General features: G+C 64.1%; 19 protein-coding genes. 12 read left to right on the forward strand and 7 right to left on the reverse strand.

Annotated elements, in window-relative coordinates; translation table 11 throughout:
- Positions 1–44: 44 nt before the first annotated feature.
- Positions 45–2345, reverse strand: coding sequence for a xanthine dehydrogenase family protein molybdopterin-binding subunit (locus tag NUH88_RS17495; RefSeq protein ID WP_257767711.1), 2301 nt, complete (start codon positions 2343–2345; stop codon positions 45–47).
- A gap of 133 nt (positions 2346–2478) precedes the next feature.
- Here NUH88_RS17495 and NUH88_RS17500 point away from each other — a divergent pair, with 133 nt between their 5' ends.
- Positions 2479–3234, forward strand: coding sequence for a hypothetical protein (locus NUH88_RS17500; RefSeq protein WP_257767712.1), 756 nt, complete (start codon positions 2479–2481; stop codon positions 3232–3234).
- On the opposite strand, the gene NUH88_RS17505 is transcribed toward NUH88_RS17500, so the two are convergent.
- Positions 3231–3605, reverse strand: coding sequence for an AtuA-related protein (locus NUH88_RS17505; protein ID WP_257767713.1), 375 nt, complete (start codon positions 3603–3605; stop codon positions 3231–3233). The genes NUH88_RS17500 and NUH88_RS17505 overlap by 4 nt on opposite strands.
- Positions 3602–4975, reverse strand: coding sequence for an acyclic terpene utilization AtuA family protein (locus NUH88_RS17510; RefSeq protein ID WP_257767715.1), 1374 nt, complete (start codon positions 4973–4975; stop codon positions 3602–3604). The genes NUH88_RS17505 and NUH88_RS17510 overlap by 4 nt, the downstream gene beginning before the upstream one ends.
- A 92-nt stretch (positions 4976–5067) precedes the next feature.
- Here NUH88_RS17510 and NUH88_RS17515 point away from each other — a divergent pair, with 92 nt between their 5' ends.
- A complete protein-coding gene (locus NUH88_RS17515) occupies positions 5068–5700 on the forward strand; it encodes a 3'-5' exonuclease (RefSeq protein ID WP_257767717.1) in 633 nt (210 codons plus the stop codon).
- A gap of 108 nt (positions 5701–5808) precedes the next feature.
- Complete coding sequence (locus tag NUH88_RS17520) at positions 5809–6261, forward strand: Crp/Fnr family transcriptional regulator (RefSeq protein ID WP_257767718.1); 453 nt, start codon at positions 5809–5811, stop codon at positions 6259–6261.
- Between the two features lie 12 nt (positions 6262–6273).
- Here the strand turns inward: NUH88_RS17520 and NUH88_RS17525 are convergent, their stop codons facing one another.
- Positions 6274–6588 (reverse strand): hypothetical protein, encoded by a 315-nt coding sequence (locus NUH88_RS17525; protein ID WP_257767720.1) that lies wholly within the window; start codon positions 6586–6588, stop codon positions 6274–6276.
- Positions 6589–6798: 210 nt separating this feature from the next.
- Here NUH88_RS17525 and NUH88_RS17530 point away from each other — a divergent pair, with 210 nt between their 5' ends.
- On the forward strand, positions 6799–8091 hold the full coding sequence (locus tag NUH88_RS17530; RefSeq protein WP_257767722.1) for a hypothetical protein: 1293 nt from the start codon (positions 6799–6801) through the stop codon (positions 8089–8091).
- Positions 8092–8094: 3 nt separating this feature from the next.
- On the opposite strand, the gene NUH88_RS17535 is transcribed toward NUH88_RS17530, so the two are convergent.
- On the reverse strand, positions 8095–9000 hold the full coding sequence (locus NUH88_RS17535) for a DMT family transporter (RefSeq protein ID WP_257767724.1): 906 nt from the start codon (positions 8998–9000) through the stop codon (positions 8095–8097).
- 152 nt (positions 9001–9152) lie between these two features.
- Here NUH88_RS17535 and NUH88_RS17540 point away from each other — a divergent pair, with 152 nt between their 5' ends.
- The 8 genes from NUH88_RS17540 to NUH88_RS17575 all read left to right on the forward strand — a co-directional run bounded on the left by NUH88_RS17540 (position 9153) and on the right by NUH88_RS17575 (position 17336).
- On the forward strand, positions 9153–11459 hold the full coding sequence (locus NUH88_RS17540) for a xanthine dehydrogenase family protein molybdopterin-binding subunit (RefSeq protein ID WP_257767725.1): 2307 nt from the start codon (positions 9153–9155) through the stop codon (positions 11457–11459).
- 80 nt (positions 11460–11539) lie between these two features.
- Positions 11540–12166, forward strand: coding sequence for a glutathione S-transferase family protein (locus NUH88_RS17545; RefSeq protein ID WP_257767727.1), 627 nt, complete (start codon positions 11540–11542; stop codon positions 12164–12166).
- A gap of 133 nt (positions 12167–12299) precedes the next feature.
- Positions 12300–12935: a peroxiredoxin gene (locus tag NUH88_RS17550; protein ID WP_257767728.1), complete on the forward strand. Its 636-nt coding sequence runs from the start codon at positions 12300–12302 to the stop codon at positions 12933–12935.
- 76 nt (positions 12936–13011) lie between these two features.
- Positions 13012–13932, forward strand: a complete 921-nt coding sequence (locus tag NUH88_RS17555) for an NAD(P)-dependent oxidoreductase (protein ID WP_257767730.1) — start codon at positions 13012–13014, stop codon at positions 13930–13932.
- Between the two features lie 117 nt (positions 13933–14049).
- The gene (locus NUH88_RS17560) at positions 14050–15048 is read left to right on the forward strand and encodes a zinc-dependent alcohol dehydrogenase (protein ID WP_257767731.1); all 999 of its coding nucleotides are present in this window, start codon (positions 14050–14052) and stop codon (positions 15046–15048) included.
- Between the two features lie 13 nt (positions 15049–15061).
- Positions 15062–15460: a 6-pyruvoyl trahydropterin synthase family protein gene (locus NUH88_RS17565; RefSeq protein WP_257767733.1), complete on the forward strand. Its 399-nt coding sequence runs from the start codon at positions 15062–15064 to the stop codon at positions 15458–15460.
- On the forward strand, positions 15457–16539 hold the full coding sequence (locus NUH88_RS17570) for a glycosyltransferase family 4 protein (protein ID WP_257767735.1): 1083 nt from the start codon (positions 15457–15459) through the stop codon (positions 16537–16539). Before NUH88_RS17565 ends, NUH88_RS17570 begins: the two co-directional genes overlap by 4 nt.
- A complete protein-coding gene (locus tag NUH88_RS17575) occupies positions 16536–17336 on the forward strand; it encodes a class I SAM-dependent methyltransferase (protein ID WP_257767736.1) in 801 nt (266 codons plus the stop codon). Before NUH88_RS17570 ends, NUH88_RS17575 begins: the two co-directional genes overlap by 4 nt.
- Here the strand turns inward: NUH88_RS17575 and NUH88_RS17580 are convergent.
- Both NUH88_RS17580 and NUH88_RS17585 read right to left on the reverse strand, forming a co-directional pair.
- Entirely contained in the window at positions 17329–18075 is a 747-nt protein-coding gene (locus NUH88_RS17580) for a RibD family protein (RefSeq protein WP_257767737.1), read from the reverse strand. The genes NUH88_RS17575 and NUH88_RS17580 overlap by 8 nt on opposite strands.
- Positions 18072–18878: a creatininase family protein gene (locus tag NUH88_RS17585; protein ID WP_257767738.1), complete on the reverse strand. Its 807-nt coding sequence runs from the start codon at positions 18876–18878 to the stop codon at positions 18072–18074. The genes NUH88_RS17580 and NUH88_RS17585 overlap by 4 nt, the downstream gene beginning before the upstream one ends.
- Positions 18879–19228 lie beyond the last annotated feature (350 nt).

Raw genomic sequence — 19228 nt, forward strand, 5'->3', positions numbered from 1 at the left:
GTTTTCCTCCCTGGTTCTTGGCCGGTCTTGGCGCCGGCTCTGCTTCAGTCGTTGGCGTGGATGGCGCTCCAGATTTTCTCCGGAGTCATCGGTATGTCGATATGTTTGACCCCGTAGGGTGAAAGCGCGTCGATCACCGCGTTCATGATCGGTCCCGGACCACCGATGGACGGCACCTCGCCGACGCCCTTCACCCCGAGCAGGCTGTTCGGGGACGGCGTCGCGGCCCACTCATGGTCGATGAACGGCACGTCGTCGGCACGCGGGAAGGCGTAGTCCATCAGGGAGCCGGTCAGCAGCTGGCCCGAATCCTCGTCGAACACGCTGCCTTCCATCAGTACCTCGCCGATTGCCTGGGCAATGCCGCCGGTGACCTGCCCGAAGGCGAGCGGCTCGTTCACGATGCGGCCGAGATCGTCGAGCCCAACGAAGCGGTCGACGGCGACGCGGCCGGTTTCGGGATCGACCTCGACCTCGACGACATATGCGCCGTTCGGGAACGTCGTGTGCTTGCCCTCGAAATCCATCTCGCCGACGCATCCGCCGCGCAGACCCGGCTCCAGCGTTTCTGGCGGAATATCGCCCATACGGGCCATCAGCTCGGGAAACGAGATCGACTTGTCGGTGCCGGCGACCTTGAAGCTTCCGGCCTCGTACTCGATGTCCTGGACTGCCGTCTCCATCATGTGGCCGGCGAGCTTCTTGCCGTTCTCCACCATCTCGATGGCGGCCCGGTGCACCGTGTTGGCAGCGATCGGCATCAGACACGAGCCGCCGGTGCCGCCGCCGACCTGAAGGTTGGCGCTGTCGCCCTGTTCCACGATCACCTGGCCCGGATCGATGCCGAGCGCTTCGGCCGCGACCTGGGCGAGAGTGGTCTGGTGACCCTGGCCGGAATCCTGGGTGCCCGTGCGCACGCGCACCCGCCCGTCCTCTGTCAGCTCGACCTTGCTGCGCTCCGCGGTGGAGCCGCCGGTCGCATGGACGTGGATGCCGAAACCGACGCCGCGGCGCTTGCCCGCCGCCTCGCTTGCTGCGCGCCGCGCCGAGAATGCATCGATATCCGCTTTGGCAAGCGCTTTCCTGAAGATCTCCGGGTAGTCGCCGCCGTCATAATCCTCGCCCATCGGGGTGTGGAAAGGCAGATCGGCGGGCTGCATCAGGTTCTTCGCCCGGATCTCCTGCCTGTCGAAGCCGAGCTTGTCGCAGGCGAAATCGATGATCCGCTCCAGCGTGCCCGCGCTCTCCGGCTTACCGGCGCCGCGATAGGCGTCTGTCGGCGTGGCGTTGGTGAAGACCGCTTTCACCCGGTATTCCGCCGCCTCGATCTTGTAACAGGAGGTAAAGACGCGGACCGCGCCCTTGGTCACGATGGACGGGTTTACCGCGTTTAGAAAGGCGCCCATGTCGGCCAGCGTGTCGATCCGGAAGGCCGTGATGCGCCCGTCCTTGGTCAGCGCAAGCGTGGCCCGGTCGAGCCGGCCTCGGCCCGGCGCGTCGGCGACGAAGCTCTCGGTGCGCTCGGCGACCCATTTGACCGGCCGCCCGATCAGGCGTGCGGCGAGCAGGCAGAGGATCTGTTCCGGGTAGGGCCAGATCTTCACCGCAAAACTGCCGCCGACATCGTTGGTGACGACCCGCATCTCGGTCTCTTCGACACCCAGCGCCTCAGCCATCGCGGCCCGCAGCATGACCACGCCCTGGCTCGGCGTGTGCAGCACGTATTTCCCGGTCGCAGAGTCATACTCGGCAAGGCAGCCGCGCGGCTCGACCGGCGCGATCACGGCGCGCGGGTGCTGCACTGTAAGCTCGACCACATGATCGGCCGCGGCGATCGCCGCGTCGACTTCGCTTCCGTTGCCGATGCGCCAGTCCAGGCTGACATTGTTCGGCGCGGCGTCCCAGAGCTGCGGCGCATCCGGCGCGACCGCGCGGTCGAGATCGGTGACCGGTTCCAGGTCCTCGTAGTCTATATCGACCAGCTCGGCGGCCTCGAGTGCGGCGGCCTTGCTGTCGGCGACGATCATCGCCACCGGCTGGCCGGCATACTTCACCTGGCCCTGTGCAAGCGCCGGACGGTCCGGTTCTATCATGGGCGTGCCGTCATGGCTAACCATGGGGGTGCGGGAACGCATCGGTCCCACGCCTTCGCGAAGCAGATCCTCGCCTGTCAGCACGGTCAGAACCCCTGGCACCCCCTTGGCGTCATCGGTCGTGACGGATAACAGACGAGCGTGCGCGAAGGCGGAGCGCACCACGACCGCGTGGCCGACATTCTCAGGCTGCAGGTCGTCAACATAGAGTCCGTGGCCGGTCAGCAACCGGTCATCCTCGCGTCTCAACATGTATCCTGATCTCGATGGAATAGTGGCTGGACTGCTTCCTTTGTCGCACGCAAATATAGGGGTGATCCAGTCCTTCCTGAGATTGGAGTGGTTCGGTTGGGGTGTCAGACGCGTGGCGGATATGGGTTGAAGGATGAGCGGTTCAGGCGCCGGTTCCACGGTTCTCGATTCCCTGCGGGCCGATTTCGACAAGGCCATGGCGCAGCCGACGACGTTGCAGAGGTACCGTGCCCTGCAATCCGTGGTCGCGGGCTGCGAAAAGCTGCATAAGAAAGTCACGCGGAACTTGAAGGAGAACCAGAAGGACGAGACCTATCTCGAGGCGGAGAAGCGCTACATCACCAAGCATGAGACCAAGCTGGACGCGCTCGCGCAGGGATTGTTCCGGTGTTACGAAAGCCCGGGCAAGGCCCGCGAGACGCTGGATCGTCTTTGCGGAGACTACGATACCAACTACGCCCTTGAAGTGGTCCGGCTCGGTATCCGGCGGCTTGCCAAGCCGGTCGGTCTCGACATCCTTGGAATCAAGAGCGAAGGCCGCCGGGTGGCCGAGGAATACTTCGAGAGCACCTTGCTGCCGTCTCTGGAGAAACTGATTCCCGACCACGGGGACTATATCAAATTGAAGCGCCTCGACGTCGACGAGCGCTACGAAAAGGTGCTGCACGAAATCGAGATGGGCCGCCAGGCCGTGGCAGCCGTCGAGGCCGGATTGAAAAAGTACCGGAAAGAACTCGAAACGGCGGCGAAGGCGCTCACCGAGGAGGAAGTCGGCGAGCTGTCCACCGAGGAACTCGCGGAACGGCTGATGATCCTGCCGCCGAAAATGCGTGAAGCAATTCTCGATGCAAAGCGCGAGGCAATGAAGAAGCCGCGCGACTCACTCTAGCCGCGGCGGCCGTCCGTAAACTCCGCGACCCGTTCTAGCGGCACCTCCACCGGTATGGCGAGCAGCATGAAAGACAGTGTCTTGCCGTGCAGGTCGAGATTGAGCGTGCTGTTCACGCCGCCCTCGAGCGCATCGTCGATCACGAAATTCAGCGCCGGCAGGTTCGGTAGTTCGTAGCGTTTTACGGCGCTTGCGCCCTTGTGGGCGAACAGCTCCAGGACCTTCGCTTCCGTGACCTGCTCCAGCAGGAGCGGGTAGGCTTCCGCGCAATAGGGGATGACACTGATGTTCGAGCGATTGCCTTTGTCGCCGCTGCGCCCGTGCGCAATGTCGTGCAGCTTCAGGCGGACGGTGTCGAGCACGATGGTCATACCTCTGCTCCGCAATAGCTGACGGACGGGGTGAGTCTGTTCCGGTCGACCAGGATCGATGCGGTATGGATTTGCGCCGTGATGTTGCGACGGAAACCGCCGCCGCCCGCGGGGCCGGAGCAATAGAGGCTGAGCACTTCGTCGGCGAGGTCCTCGGCGACTTCGCGGCTATGGCAGGAAACCGCCGCCCTGACCCGGAAATCGCCGTCGGGCGCAGGAGTGACCCGGTCCGGATAGGCCCCGCCGCCCCCGTCGAAGGTGCTGGAGAGACCGATGATGTCGAAGCGGTATTCGGCATTGCTGCCACTTTCCATGCATCGCTCGCGTATCACGTCGCGGGCGAGCTCCGCCCGGGCGAGGGCGTTTGGGCCGGCATAGCTGATCTCCGCCTCGCCAAGCCATCCGCCATCGAAGCTGACGGTGGTCTTCAGCGTATCGGGGCGCGGTTTGCCTTTCGCTCCGGAAACGGCGACCACATTCTCCGCTTCTGCGGACACCGAGACGGCGGTGATGTCGAGGACGACGTCCGCGGTGAGATATGCGGAGGGATCGTGCATCTCGTAGAGGATCTGCTCCTTGACGCTGGCAGGGCTGACCGCGCCGCCGGTTTTGTCCGCTTTGGTGACCTTGATGGCACCGTCGCTTGTGATCGACGCGACCGGAAACCCGACATGGGCAAGATCCGGCACGTCCTTGAACCCGGGGTCGGCGAAATAGGCGCCAGTGACCTGGGCGCCGCATTCAAGGAGGTGCCCTGCCAGCGTTCCCGCCGCGAGCGCGTCCCAATCGTCCTCCGCCCATCCGAACTCGTGGATCAGCGGGCCGAGCACCAGGGCGGGGTCCGTGGTCCGGCCGACAACGACGATATCGGCGCCGCCGGCAAGGGCCTCGGCGATCGGGCGAGCGCCGATATAGGTGTTGGCCGCAAAGATACCGTCGCCGATCGGGAGCCCCTCGATGGTCCTGTGAGCGCGGATTTCAGCCTCGTCCATGACTGTCAGCAAATCGTCGCCGGAAACTACCGCGACTCTCGGCGTCCTGCATCCCAGTTCGCTTGCGATCTCGAGAATTTTCTGCGCTCCGCCCACCGGGTTCGCGGCGCCGAAATTCGAGACGATGCGTATTCCATGTTCCAGGCAGCGTTCCAAGACCGGTCGAACATAGGCTTCCAGAAACGGCGAATAGCCTTTGGCCGGGTCCTTCCGTTTCTGCTTCTGCGCCAGGGCAAGGGTTCGCTCGGCGAGCGTTTCGAAAATCAGGTACTTCGGACCGTTCCGGGTCGCGAGCGTGTCGACGATGGGGCCGCCGGCATCCTTGCGGTCTCCGGCAAATCCGGCACCGCAGCCGATATGGACGAGATTCGAAGTCATCAGTCTTTCGCTTGGCAGGATCGGGACCGAACTTTAGCGTCTGCCGAGGCTCTTGTTCCAGCGTCTATGAAATTTTCCCGGAGGACCGGCCAGTGAGCGGACGCCCCGACAGTGTCCGCGGCAACGATGCCGCAGCGCCGTTTGCCGGTTTTCCGGATACCGGAACAGTCGTGATCTTCGATCTGGAAATCACCGCGTGGGAGGGATCGCTTGCCCGCAACTGGACCGGTCCGGGGGAATTCAAGGAAGTGGTTCAGATCGGCGCGGTCAGGGTCGATGCAGCAATGCCGATGGAAGAACGGGACAGCTTCGAAGTCCTGATCAGACCGGAAAAGAACCCGGTGCTCTCGGACTACTTTGTTCATCTGACCGGGATCACCAACGCCGATATCGATCGGGTCGGTATGACATTCGCCGACGCCCTTCATGGGTTCGCCGAGTTTTCGTCCGGTGCCGGGATGATCGTCAGCAACGGCGGCGACTGCTCCAGCCTGGAGCTGAACGCGGAGTGGTGCGGTCTCGACTGGCCGTTTCCCGCCGGGCTTTTCCGCGACATCAAGTCCAGGTTCGCCGAACTGCTGTCGGTCGCGCGGTCGGATGCGGTCAGTTCCGATCTTCCGCGTCTTCTGGGTCTTCAGGAAATGCCGGACGCACATACCGGCCTCGGAGATTCTCGCGCGATTGCCGCTGCCATGCGCCATCTTCGTGCGACGGGGCGTTTTTGAACCCGCTCTGCCGTGCTGAAAGGTTGCGCCGACCGGGCGCGGCATACAATGTAGCGCTGTTGGATTGGGGATACGGCGAAAGCGGAAATGAGTGCGGATATAACTGATATGAACGGCGGCCGGGTTGGCGCGGACGATATCGCTCTGATATCGATCTTTCAGGATCTTGGAGCGGAGGAGCGCGCCGCAATCGCTTCCGTATGCAGGAAACTGCACTTCAGAGCGGGCGAGCCGATCATTTCGACCGGCGGCGCCGATCACGACGTCTATTTCATGCTCGACGGCGAGGCCGAGGTCGTGAACCACACGATTATCGGCAACGCGCTGCATCTCGACGCGCTTTCGGCGGGCGCCTATTTCGGCGAGTTGTCAGCGCTCGACGGCGGCCCGCGTTCGGCCGAGGTGCAAACGCTGAGCGACTGCGTCGTTGCGGCAATGCCGCCCAGCGAGTTTCGCCAGGTTCTGGTGGACTATCCGTCCGTTCTGGTGCTGGTGCTGCACAATCTGGCGCAGATGATCCGCGCCGCGAACCTCACGGTGCTCCAGCACGCAACGATCTGAACCAGCGAAGGATCAGTCGTCCTCGGCCGGGTGATCTTCCTCGCGCCGTCCGTCCGCGGAGCGGGTGAGGCGGCCCATCAGCTGTTCGAGCGCAGCATGCAGGTTCCGTACCCCTGAACGGGACATGATCATGCGGGATACAACCGCATGCTCGACCTGGGAGCCGTCGATATTGAAGCGGGTGTTCACGAGATTGATCCGGACGACACCGTCGCGAACCATTGCGCCGATCACGCCGTCGACGAAGATGTCCTGGCATTCCGGCGCGATGACGATGTTCGGCTGCTGACCCGCCTGGCCGCCGCTGGTGTTGGAAGTGTCGCTCATAGAGAACCGCCCGACATAAATTAGTGCCAAATTTGATCAAATATCGATAACACGTTGGCTGCGTTGGAGGAAGAAGCTTCGCTCCACTTCTCCTGTTTCGCGCCAGCGTTGCAAACGGGGGAGTCTCGGCGCAGTCTTAGCGGGACCCGCCCCCCAATTCCTCCGTTCAGGAGAGACAAGATTCTGCCGCATATTTTCAAGGACTGGCGTGTGCTGCTTCTCGCAGCCGTCTGGGCCGGATCCGTCGCCGGCCTGTTTGTTTCGGTGCCGATGCTCGACCATGTGACCGGTGTCGGGCTCCTGATCTTCGTGCTCCTGACGCTTTCGAAATCCCGGCGGGAGACAAAGATGCTGATGCTCGGCGGCGCGGCGATTACCGCCGCCCTGCTGGCCACCGTTGCGGGTCCCGAGGACGCCTTGCGGGGGCTTGAGCGGAGCCTGATATTCGCCGGCCTGCTTCCGACCTTGCAGATGACAAAAGCGGTGGCACTGCGCATGCCGTCGGTACATGAGAGCCAGAACCGCCTCGCGGCACTTCCCGGGAAGGCCGCCGATGTCGGGATCGCGATCGGGACCACCGTCTTCGGCTCCGTCCTCAATACCGGTGCTTTCGCTCTTGTCTCTGCCGTCATCAAGCCGGATGCGACCGAAGAACGCCGTCTGGCGGGCGCCCGCGCGGCGATGCGGGGGATGAATATCTCGGTGCTCTGGTCGCCCTTTTTCGTCGGCTTTGCCGTCGCGGGAACCTATCTGCCGACGGTGCCGCTCTGGCAAATCGTGCCGTTCGGTTTTTTCTGCGTCTGCCTGTCCATCGCCATTGCGCTCGCGATGTTCGCGCGGCCCTTCAGCTTCGGTGCGGTGCGAGACTCTTTGGCCTGCCTTGGTCCGATCGCGCCGCGGCTCGGCCTGGCCGCCGGTACGGTGATTCTCGTCGGCGCCCTGACACCGCTCTCGACCTTGGGGGCGATCATCGTCGTGATGCCGGTCCTTTGCGCCATCCAGTTCCAGCGCCACCCGGAGCAGATCATGCCGGTCTTCGAGGAGACGGCCGGTGCCATGAGCCGGATGGGCGACGACCTTGCGCTGATTGTCGTCGCGATGGTGGTCGGCACCGCCGCCGGGGAGGCCGATGCGCTGATCACCCATGTCGCGCCGCTGCTTGAGGGCGGTCTGCCGGTGCCACTGCTGCTGGCGGCGATGATCGGCATCCAGCTGCTGCCGGCGATTGTCGGGATCCATCCGATCATCACCGGCACGATTTTCATCGCCGCCCTGACCAGCCTGCCGCACGGCGTGCTGCCGCTCGCGCTCTACGAGGCGATGCTGGCCGGCTGGGGACTCGGCTCGATGATTTCCATCGCCTCGCTCTCGGTGGTGACGTCGGGCTCCATGTTCGGGGTCCGCCCGCTCAAGGTCGCCTTCGGGCCCAACCTGATCTACGTGATGGTGGTCTGGGCCGTCCTGGTGCCGCTGCTGAGCGCGGTACATTACGCCTTGAGTTGACGGTCAGCGGGCCCGGCGGGTCATCACCAGGAAGACGGCGGAGACCACGGCGGCGAGCGCCGCATAGTCGACCGGGCCTGGCACGGTGCCGAAGATCAGCGCGTCGAACACCACGCCCATGACCGGGACCATCAGCGTGCCGACGGTCGAGACCACGACCGGCAGCATGGTGACGACGTTGAAGTAGGCCCAGTAACAGAAGATGCCGGTGATCGTCATGTTGTAGACGAGGCCGAGCGTCGGCCAGAGCGTGACGCTGTCCGGCATGTGCTGGTAGTCCCAGACTGCCGCGATCACCGCGATGGGAACCGCTCCGATGAGTTGCTGCCAGCCGGTGAGCACGGTGACGGGCATGGTGAAGCGGAAATATTTCACCGCGGCGGTTCCGGAACCCCAGGCGACGGCGGCCAGCACCACCAGTCCCGGGCCGAGCGGGCCGCCCATGAGTGCCCGATCGTCGCCGAAGAACAGCAGGCCCATGCCGACGAGGCCGAGCGCGAGTGCGAGCATCGAGCGGCCGCTCAGACGCTCTTTCACCAGCCAGGCGCCGGTCAGCGAGGCCCAGAGAGGCATGGTATAGGCGAGGATCGCGGCGCGGCCCGATTCCATCAGGTCGACGCCGTAGAGCACGGCGATGTTCCAAACCGACATGTTGAGGATGGAGACGATCACCAGACCTTTCCACTCGGCGCGCGGTACGAGCAGCGAGCGGCCGCCCGCGCGGGCCATGGCGAAAAGACCGAGCGCGGCGGAAAGACCTGCCACCGCGCGGAAAACGAAAGGCGGATATTCGGCGAGAGACAGCTTCATCACCGGCCAGTTCAGGCCCCATAGCAGGGCGAGCATGGCCAGCAGAAAGACCGCGAAAGCGGGAATGCCCGAGGTTTCGGACGGGTTCGGTTTGACCACGGGCGTTGAGCCCTTATCTCTGTGACGTGAGTGTGAAGAGAGGTCTAGCTACTCTAATTGGTGCTTGAGCGCCAGACTTCTCCCCTCCTAACATCCCGCCCGAGAGATTGACGGCGCGGCAATCAGGCCGCGATCCGATATGGAGGCTTTTGATGGTTAAATTCGGTATCGGTCAGGCGATCAAACGTGTCGAGGACCAGCGCCTTCTGACCGGCCAGGGGAACTATACGGACGACGTGGCGCCGGACGGCGCGCTGCGCGCCTTCATTCTCCGCTCGCCCTACGCTCATGCGAAAATCAAGTCGGTGGAAACCGCCGATGCCGAGGCGGTACCGGGCGTGGTCGCGGTTCTGACCAACAAACATGTGCAGGAAGACGGCCTTGGCGACCTGCCTTCCCTCGCACCGGCGCCGAACAAGGACGGCAGCCCGCGGGCGGATACGCCTCGGCCGATCCTCGAAGGAGACAAAGTGCGCCATGTCGGCACGCCGGTCGCGCTGGTGATCGCGGAGACGCTTGAGGCGGCCCGCGATGCGGCGGAACTGGTCGAGATCGACTACGAGCCGCTCGGCGCGGCGACGGATGCCGAGGAGGCGACCAAGCCGGGCGCGGCCCAGCTTTACGATCATATCCCGAACAATATCTGCTTCGACTGGCACAAGGGCGATCTCGAGATCAACAACGCGGCCTTCACTCGCGCGGCGAAGGTGGTCGAGACCCGGGTCGTCAACAACCGCATCATCGTCAACTCGATGGAACCGCGCGGGGCCATCGGTCTCTACGACGCGGAGACGGACCGGACGACGCTTTACAGCTCGACCCAGGGCCCGTCCTTCATTCATCCGCATCTCGCCGAGACGGTGCTGAAGATCGACAAGTCCAAGCTGCGCTGCCTTACCACCGATGTCGGCGGCGGCTTCGGGATGAAGATCTTCCTCTATCCGGAGCAGTGCCTGATCGCCTGGGCCTCGCGGCGCCTGAAGCGGACGGTGAAATACACGCCGGAGCGTTCGGAAGCCTTCATGGCCGACACGCAGGGGCGGGACAATATCAGCTACGTCACCTCGGCGCTCGACGAGAACGGCAAGATCATCGCGATGAAGGTGGAGACCTTCGCCAACCTCGGCGGTTATCTCTCCAACTTCGCGGCCTTCATCCCGACCGAGGCCGGCACGCACATGCTCTCCGGCGTCTACGACATCCCGAGCATCTATGTGAACGTGAAGGGCGTCGTGACCAACACCACGCCGACCGACGCCTATCGCGGCGCCGGGCGTCCGGAGGCGGCCTACCTGATCGAGCGGGTGATGGACAATTGCGCGGCCGAGACCGGGCTGACCCGCGACGAGATCCGCCGGCGCAACTACATCGCGCCGGAGCAGATGCCCTACAGCACCACGCTCGGCAACGTCTATGACACCGGCGAGTTCCAGACCGTTATGGAAAAATGCATGGAGCGTGCGGACTGGAGCGGTTTCCCGACCCGCAAGGCGGAGTCTGAGAAGCGCGGCAAGCTGCGCGGCATCGGTCTCGGCTATTACATCGAGAAATGCGGCGGCGGCAATCCGGAGACCGCCGACATCCGCTTCACCGAGGACGACAAGATCGAGATCTATATCGGCAACCAGTCGAACGGGCAGGGGCACGAGACCGCCTATGCCCAGGTGCTGGGCGACGTGCTCGGCATCGACGGCGAGCGAATCAAAATCGTCCAGGGCGACACAGACCGGACGCCTCCGGGTCTGACCGGCGGCTCCCGCGCGCTTCCCGTCGGCGGCGTCGCGGTGCTGCTCGGCGGCCGTGAGATCGTCGAGAAAGGCAAGAAGGTCGCCGGCCGGGTGATGGAAGCGGCAATCGAGGATATCGAGTTCGCCGACGGCACCTTCACCGTCGCCGGGACCGATAAGACCATGTCGCTCTTCGACGTGAACCGCGCGGCGGAGGGGGAGGAAGAGGCACTCGACACGGTGCATCAGCGCACCCCGGAAGCGGCGACTTTCCCGAACGGCTGCCATGTCTGCGAACTGGAGATTGACCCGGATACCGGAATCGTCGAGATCCAGAAATACACCGTGGTCGACGATTTCGGCTCGGTCATCAATCCGAACATGCTGGCCGGTCAGGTGCATGGCGGCGTCGGCCAGGGCCTCGGCCAGGCGCTCTACGAGCGGACAGTCTATGACGAGGAGAGCGGCCAGCTCGTGACCGGCTCCTATATGGACTACCACCTGCCGCGCGCGGACCAGGTGCCGTGGATCGACTTCACCACCCACAATGTCTGGTGCAAGACCAACCCGCTCGGCATCAAGGGATCCGGTGAGGCGGGGGCCATCGGTGCCCCGCCGGCGGCGATCAGCGCCGTCTGCGACGCGCTCGGCGTGGTCAATATCGATATGCCGGCGACGCCGGAGAAAATCTGGGCCGTTGCCAACGAGGGCCGGCTCGCGGCGGCCGAATAAGACCAATTCTGAAAAGACGGTTGCGGAAACGCAGCCGTCTTTTTTGTATGCAGGTTCTAGAATTCAGAGGGGGAAATGCCATGACGGCACCGATCGAATGCTACACGTGGAAGACGTCGAACGGCCGCAAGATCACGATCATGCTGGAAGAGTGCGGGATTCCGTACAACCTGCATCCGATCAATATCGGCGAGGATGACCAGTTCACGCCGGAATATATCGCCATCAATCCGAACTCGAAGATCCCGGCGATCGTCGATCCGGACGGCCCGGACGGGAAGCCCTACACGGTCATCGAGTCGGGCGCGATCCTGATGTATCTCGCCGAGAAGACCGGCAAGTTCATGCCGTCCGAGATGGGCAAGCGCTACGAGGTTATCCAGTGGCTGATGTTCCAGATGGGCGGCATCGGCCCGATCTTCGGCCAGGTGCATCACTTCAAGCGCGCCGCCAAGGAGAAGGTGCCCTACGGCATCGAGCGCTACGGCAAGGAATGCCTGCGGCTCTACGGCGTGCTGAACAGCCGTCTCGAGGGGCGGGACTATCTCGCCAATGACGAGGTCTCCATCGCCGACTTCGCGACCCTGCCCTGGGTGTTCCGCCACGACTGGCAGGAAGTGGATCTCGCCCAGTTTCCGAACGTGAAGCGCTGGTACGACGGCATGATGGCGCGTCCGGCCCTGCAGCGGGGTATGGAGCTGCCCTGACGTCTCCCGTTCGCCTTGTGTGAAACGGCACTAAAACGGTCCGGTCCGGCGGTTTCATCCACCGCCGGACCCTCCTATAGTGCCGCCGGCTTTGAGAGGGCCATTTCTACATAAGAGAGCGAAGGAGACAGCCATGACCATCCGGCTTGGCGACACTGCACCCGATTTCACCCAGGACTCCACCGAAGGCAAGATCAACTTCTACGATTATGCCGGCGACAATTGGGTGATCCTGTTTTCGCATCCGAAGGACTTCACCCCGGTCTGCACCACCGAGCTCGGCTACATGGCCGGTCTGAAGCCGGAATTCGACAAGCGCGGCGTCAAGGTGCTGGGGCTCTCCGTCGACGGCCTCGGCGACCACGAGAAATGGGCCGACGACATCAAGCAGACTCAGGGCAACACCCTGAACTTCCCGCTGATCGCCGATCATGACCGGACCGTTGCCGATCTCTACGACATGATCCACCCGAACGCGAACGACACGCTGACGGTGCGCTCGGTCTTCATCATCGACGGCAACAGGAAGGTTCGCCTGATTCTGACCTATCCGGCGAGCACCGGCCGGAACTTCGACGAGATTCTGCGGGTGGTCGATTCCCTCCAGCTGACCGACAGCCACAAGGTGGCGACGCCGGTGAACTGGAAGGACGGCGACGACTGCATCATTGTCCCGGCGCTGTCCAACGACGAGGCGCGCAAGCTGTTCCCGGGCGGATGGGACGAACAGCGGCCGTACCTGCGCGTCGTGCCGCAGCCGGGTGCGTAATGATCCGGTAATTCGACGATTATGCGAGAGGCCGGCATTCTGTCGGCCTTTCTTTTTTGAGAGTGGGAGTGAGAACATGGGCGTTGCGGGGGATATTTCTGTCGGTTTCATTGGCCTTGGCGGCATGGGGCGCGGCCTTGTGAAGAACATGGCCATGAAAGGTGTTCCTGTAACCGCATACGATATCGATCCTGACGCGGTTTCCGCCGTCGTCGCCAACGGTGCGAAAGGTGCCGCTTCTCCGGGAGAGTTCGCCGGCGATGTCGATGTGCTGGCGGTCTGCATCACGACGGCGGAAGCGGTCCAGGAACTGGCGCTCGGCCCTGACGGTCTGCTGTCCCGGATGCGCACGGGATCGGTCTTCCTCGACCACACGACCGTCTCCCCCTCCCATGTCGATCGGATGCGGGCGGCCTGCGACGCCGCCGGTATCGCCTATTGCGAGGCGCCGATGACCCGAACGCCGGTTCATGCCGAGCGCGGCGAGGTGAATATTCTGTTCGGCGGCAGCGAGGAATTGCTGGAGCGGCTGCGCCCGCTGTTCCGGACCTATGCCGAAAATATCTTCCATGTCGGCCCGGCGGGCCATGCGATCCGTCTCAAGCTGATCCACAATTACATCGCCTTCGCCAACGTCGCCTCCTGGTGCGAGGGGTTCGCTCTGGCCGCCAGAGAAGGGCTCGATATGGACAAGGTGATCGGCATCATCTCCGCAGCGGGCGGCAAGTCGGGGATGATGGATCTCTATGGCGAAGCGACGCTAAAGCGCGATTTCACGCCCCTGATGTCGCTCGCCAACGCCCAGAAGGACGTCCGCTATTACGCCGAGTGGCTGGAGCAGGCGGGCCTGCCGGGCTTCATGGCCGAATCCGTGCATCAGACCTATGCGCTGGCGTCCATCATGGGGTTCGAAAAGGAAAGCTGTACCGCAGTGATCAAGGCCTATGAGAAACTCACCGGCGTCGAAGCGCGGCTTTCTGGGGAAGCCGGGGACTAGAGCATCCTATGTGAAACACGGACCCATGCTTCACGATAGTTTTTGCTGCGTGTGAGCGGCCATTCATACTAGGGCTCCGGCCGACTCTATTGAGGCCGAGAGAGGCCGACTGGGACAATGACTTCAGAGCACGAGCAAGACGCCCCGATTGCGAGGGCATTCTGGTCGCGGGGGGACGGCAGCGGCGAAATCCGTAAAGAGCATGTCGATCCGCCGGCGCAAGGCCACCTGCTGGTCGACGCACTCTATTCCGCGGTCAGCAAGGGAACGGAAAGCCTCGTCTTCCGCGGCGGCGTACCGCGCTCCGAATGGGGCCGGATGGCCTGCCCGTTTCAGGAGGGACGGTTTCCCGGACCGGTGAAGTACGGCTATGCCTCCGTCGGGCGTGTTGCTGACGGCGCGGCGCTCGCGCCCGGGACGCCGGTCTTCGTGCTCTACCCGCACCAAACACGCTATCTCATTCCGGCCGAAGCGGCCCTTCCGCTGCCCGAAACGGTGACGCCGGAGCGGGCGGTTCTGGCCGCCAACATGGAAACCGCGCTCAATGCCGTCTGGGACGCCGAGGCGGCTCGCGCGGGCGAGATCGCCGTCATCGGCGGCGGTGTTGTCGGGCTGCTCACCGGGTATCTGGCACGCCGCTTCTGGGAGGCCGAAGTCTGGATCTTCGACCCGGTGCCGAGCCGGTCGGAGGTCTGCGACAGGCTCGGTCTCCGCTATGCGGGCGACAGCGTGCATCCAGAGCGTTTCAGTCTACTCTTCCATGCCAGCGCGACGGAGGACGGCTTGCGGCGCGCGCTCGATCTCGCCGCTTTCGAGGCGACCATTATCGAACTCAGCTGGTACGGCGACCGCGAGGTCTCGCTGCCCCTCGGCGGCGCCTTCCATTCCCAGCGTCTGACCATCCAGGCCTCGCAGGTCGGCGCCGTCGCCCCGTCGCGGCGTCCAGGTTCCCGACACCGGGAACGACTTGCCGAAGCCATCGGTCTGCTCGACGATCCCGCGCTCGATGTTCTGATAACCGGCGAGAGCCCGTTCGAGGACCTGCCGCAGGTTCTGACATCGCTTGCTGCCGGCGCGCACGAGACTCTCTGCCACCGCATCCGCTATTCTGACTGATCGGAGCCTTTTCATGTACGCACTGACCGTCCGCGACCATGTGATGATCGCGCATAGCTTCAATTCCGAGACCTTCGGGCCGGCGCAGCGCCTGCACGGCGCGACCTATGTGGTCGATGTCGAGTTCCGTCGCGCGGAATTGGATGCGGATAATCTGGTGGTCGATATCGGCGCCGCCTCGGAGGAGCTGAAGGCAGTGCTGGCGCCGCTCGCCTACCGCAATCTCGACGATCTGCCTGACTTCGCGGGCGAGAACACGACCACCGAGTTTCTGGCGAAGCACATCTTCGACGCGATGGCGCTTGCGATCCGTGAGGGAAATCTCGGCGAAGCCGCACGCGCGCTTTCCGGCATGAAGGTGACTTTGCACGAGTCCCACATTGCCTGGGCCTCCTACGAGGGCACGCTGTGAGGCAGGCCCGTCTGCAGCAGCCGGATGCACCGGTTCATTTCATCCTTCCGGGGCCGATCGGCACCCTGACCGGCGGCTTCATCTACGACCGCGAGATGGCGGACGGGCTGCGCGAGGCGGGCCGGCTTGGCGCGGTACACGAGCTCGCCGGGGATTTTCCACGGGCCGCGCCCTATGACGTCGCCGCCGGGGCGGCCATCCTCTCGGGACTGCCGGACCGCGCGCTCTGCGTCATCGACGGGCTGGCGCTGAGCGCGCTCGGCCAGGCCGTCGCGCAGCATGCGCCGCGCCTCGACGTGGTGGCGATGATCCACCATCCGCTTGCCGACGAGACCGGCCTCAGCACCCGCGAGCAGGAGGCTTTCTTCCAGGCGGAGAAAGCCGTGCTGGGAGAGGTCGCGCGGATTGTCGTCTCCAGCGCGCAGACGGCGCGGCGGCTCCGGGAATTCGGTGTCAATCCATCCGCGGTGCATGTTGTCGAGCCGGGGATATCTGGCTGGGCGCGGAACGGCAACTGGTCCGGCGGGACGGAACGTCCGCTGCGGGTGCTTTCGGTCGGGACCCTGACGCTGCGCAAGGGACACGACATCGCGCTCACGGCACTGGCGGAGTGCCGGAATCTAGATTGGACATTGGATCTCGTCGGCGCGGCGCGGGACGCAGCACATACAAGCGCCCTGAAACGACTTGCCGCCGAGCTTGGTCTGGAAGAGCGGGTGACGTTCCACGGCGAACGTGACGAGGCGGCTTTGGCAGAGCTGCATCAATCCGCCGGGCTCTTCTTGTCCGCGTCCCATCACGAAGGGTTCGGGATGGCACTCGCGGATGCGGTCGCATTCGGATTGCCGGTGGTCACGACGGAGGAAGCGGCCGTCTCGGACGCTGTCCGGGAAGCGGCGGAGCTGGTTCCGGCCGGAGAAAAAGAGGCGCTTGCGCACGTGCTGCGGGCGCATCTGGAGAGCGACAAGAGCCGGTTTGACTTGGCTGCACGTTCCCGCCGCGCCGCGCCGCGCCTGTCCGACTGGACCCGCGCCCGGGCCGCGTTCCAGCGCGCGGTCGACGGGGTGACGCTGCAATGAGCGGCGGCTTCTCCGCCGAGTGGCTGGCGGCCCGCGCGGTCTGGGACCGGGCGGCCCGCAGTCCGGAGGTGGAGGGCGCGCTCGTCCGCTGGGCCGAAACGCGGCCGGCGACGCTCCGGATACTCGATCTCGGGGCGGGCAGCGGGAACAACCAGCGCCATCTGGCGCCGCTGCTCGAAATGCCTTGCGAGTGGCTGTTGGCGGACAGCGATACGGCGCTGCTCGAGCGCGCGGTGGCCGAGGCCTCCCTGAAAGCGGATGACAGGATTACGGTCCGCGACATCGACCTTGCTACTGGAGATCTGAGCGTGCTGCTCGGTGGTGCGGATCTCGTTACCGCTTCCGCGTTGTTCGATCTCGTTTCGCGGGACTGGCTTGATCGCTTCCTCGATGCGCTTGCAGAGCGCCGGGCGGCGTTTCTCTCGGTGCTGACCTATGACGGGCGGATCGACATCGAGGGCGACCACGAGGAGGCGGAGAATCTGGAAGCCCTGGTGAACGATCACCAGCATGGCGACAAGGGATTTGGGCCGGCGCTCGGTCCGGAAGCGCATCCGGCGCTCGTCGAGGGATTGGAGCAGCGCGGTTACCGTGTCGAGCAGGGGGAAAGCGACTGGTCGCTCACGGCGGGAGATCCTGGTGCGCGCGAGCTGGTCGAGGGCTGGGTCGCGGCTGCCGGCGAGATCGCGCCGCTCGACCGCGAGGAGATCGCGGCCTGGGGCGCGGCGTTGCTGGCGCGTCCCGGGATCGGAATCTATGTCGGTCACCGCGACCTGTTCGCGGTCCCGCCTAGCTGAGCCGGCAATCGAACAGAGTGTCCGCGCCGAGCGCGTAGGTCCGGGTCTCGAAACGAAGCGCGGCGTCGAGCTTCTCGATTTCGGGTAGCACCAGGCCCGGACGGCCGGAGCCGATGATCATCGGGGCCACCGCGACCTGCAGCCGGTTCACCAGGCCAGCGGCGAGAAATCCGGAGATTGTCCGGCCGCCGCCCTCGATCAGGATCGTGCGCAGCCCGCGCTCACGCAGAGCCTCAAGCAGCAGGTCAGGGACCACCTGTCCGTCCGCGCCGGAAGCGGTGAGCATTCCGCAATGGGACGGAAGCGCGCCGGGCATATCTTCCGTCACGATCAGGGTCTCCGCATCCGCCTCTTTGAAAAGGGAATGGCTCATCGGTACCCGGCGGTTCGGATCGATGACCACCCGGACCGGGTTCGGGCCCGGCACGCGGCGGGTGGTGAGGCGCGGATTGTCGAGCTCGGCGGTTGCGGCGCCGACGATCACCGCGTCCGCGATGGCACGCAGCCTGTGCAGATGGTCGAGGCTCTCCGGGCCGTTCACGTAATGTGAATGGCCGCTCGCCGTCGCGATGCGCCCGTCGAGGCTCTGCCCGACCTGGGCGATGACGGTGGGTTTCTCCGTGCAGGTGCGGGCGAGGTCGCGATAGAGCTCCCAGGGGGCCTCTCTGTTTTCGTCTTCGCCTACCGGCGGTACGTCTTTCCCGAGCCCTTTGAGGACATCGGCCCAGTCCCGGCTCATTGCGGGGCGCCAAACGGTGCGCCGTCGCTCAGCGGCCAATCGGCGACATCGCCGATGAGTTCCGCGAGCTGGTGTCCGTAAGCCGTCAGGATCGCCGCGCCGTCTTCCGCTGTTGCGAGGCTCGCGGCTCCGGTGGCGCCCGAAGGGTTCAGGTCCTCGGCGTTCCAGGCGAGGCCGCCGGCTCCGGAAAGACCGAGGCGCTTGTTCCCTGCCGCAAGATCTTCTGCCCTGTTCGGAAAATCGGATATCAGCTCACGGCGGACCAACTCCGGGGCGATGGCCAGCATCAGAGCGGTTTCGATCTGCCCGCCATGGAGCCCGAATGACCGTTCCCGCTCTGAGATAAGGTTTTCGGGGAGTTCGAAGCGGAAGGTATTCGCGCGCACGGCGAGCAGACCGGCCTCGCTCCGCAGGCACTGGGTGACGATGTCGACGACCTGCGGCTGCCCGCCATGGCTGTTCAGCAGGATCAGCTTTCGTAGTCCGGCGGCTGCGACGGAGTGGCCGATCTCCGTCCAGGAGGCGATCAGGGTTTCGGCGCGATGGCTGAGAGTCCCGGCGAAGCTCATATGTTCCGGACTGAGGCCCACGGCCTGGGATGGCAGGACGAGGACCGTGACGTCGTCGGCCAGAAGAACCGCCGCCGCGTCGAGAACGGCTTCGGTGATCAAAATATCGGTTGAAAGCGGAAGGTGCGGGCCGTGTTGCTCGACGGCCCCGACCGGCAGTACGGCAATGGTCCGCGCCGGGTCGAGCGTCGAGAACTCCTCTGTTGTCTGATGGCCCCAGATTCGAACCGGCATCCTGTTGAAATTCCGCTTATTTTTCCAGCGACCGGAGCACACAACGGCGGCACAGCTCTGTCAAGCAGCCGCCTCGTTGCTCGCGCGATCTTGTTTGACATTTTTCTGAAACAAAAACGCAACAATCAGGACAAATAAAATTCAACGAAGTATGGAGGAGTCAATGAATATCGAAGAAGATTTACTTAGAAAAAATGATTATATTCTTGAGCATAATTCATGCGTGGTGAATAGGGCGTTGGCCTGAGTAAGTTGTTATTGGCATGTCTTGGCACGGCAGGCGTTGGAACAATGTTGAGCTCACCTTTTCTTGCGGGAGCGTATCTCGGCGTGCGTCGCCGTTGACGGAT

Origin of the sequence: Nisaea acidiphila, assembly GCF_024662015.1 — a bacterium.
In the GTDB taxonomy this organism is placed as follows: domain Bacteria; phylum Pseudomonadota; class Alphaproteobacteria; order Thalassobaculales; family Thalassobaculaceae; genus Nisaea; species Nisaea acidiphila.

What these genes read in the sequence shown, in the direction of transcription:
- NUH88_RS17585 (WP_257767738.1), bottom strand. Translation starts at nt 18,878, where the DNA reads ATGCCGGTTCGAATCTGGGGCCATCAGACAACAGAGGAGTTCTCGACG.
- NUH88_RS17510 (WP_257767715.1), bottom strand. Translation starts at nt 4,975, where the DNA reads ATGACTTCGAATCTCGTCCATATCGGCTGCGGTGCCGGATTTGCCGGA.
- NUH88_RS17505 (WP_257767713.1), bottom strand. Translation starts at nt 3,605, where the DNA reads ATGACCATCGTGCTCGACACCGTCCGCCTGAAGCTGCACGACATTGCG.
- NUH88_RS17550 (WP_257767728.1), top strand. Translation starts at nt 12,300, where the DNA reads ATGACCATCCGGCTTGGCGACACTGCACCCGATTTCACCCAGGACTCC.
- NUH88_RS17525 (WP_257767720.1), bottom strand. Translation starts at nt 6,588, where the DNA reads ATGAGCGACACTTCCAACACCAGCGGCGGCCAGGCGGGTCAGCAGCCG.
- NUH88_RS17575 (WP_257767736.1), top strand. Translation starts at nt 16,536, where the DNA reads ATGAGCGGCGGCTTCTCCGCCGAGTGGCTGGCGGCCCGCGCGGTCTGG.
- NUH88_RS17540 (WP_257767725.1), top strand. Translation starts at nt 9,153, where the DNA reads ATGGTTAAATTCGGTATCGGTCAGGCGATCAAACGTGTCGAGGACCAG.
- NUH88_RS17580 (WP_257767737.1), bottom strand. Translation starts at nt 18,075, where the DNA reads ATGAGCCGGGACTGGGCCGATGTCCTCAAAGGGCTCGGGAAAGACGTA.
- NUH88_RS17545 (WP_257767727.1), top strand. Translation starts at nt 11,540, where the DNA reads ATGACGGCACCGATCGAATGCTACACGTGGAAGACGTCGAACGGCCGC.
- NUH88_RS17555 (WP_257767730.1), top strand. Translation starts at nt 13,012, where the DNA reads ATGGGCGTTGCGGGGGATATTTCTGTCGGTTTCATTGGCCTTGGCGGC.
- NUH88_RS17520 (WP_257767718.1), top strand. Translation starts at nt 5,809, where the DNA reads ATGAACGGCGGCCGGGTTGGCGCGGACGATATCGCTCTGATATCGATC.
- NUH88_RS17565 (WP_257767733.1), top strand. Translation starts at nt 15,062, where the DNA reads ATGTACGCACTGACCGTCCGCGACCATGTGATGATCGCGCATAGCTTC.
- NUH88_RS17495 (WP_257767711.1), bottom strand. Translation starts at nt 2,345, where the DNA reads ATGTTGAGACGCGAGGATGACCGGTTGCTGACCGGCCACGGACTCTAT.
- NUH88_RS17560 (WP_257767731.1), top strand. Translation starts at nt 14,050, where the DNA reads ATGACTTCAGAGCACGAGCAAGACGCCCCGATTGCGAGGGCATTCTGG.
- NUH88_RS17500 (WP_257767712.1), top strand. Translation starts at nt 2,479, where the DNA reads ATGAGCGGTTCAGGCGCCGGTTCCACGGTTCTCGATTCCCTGCGGGCC.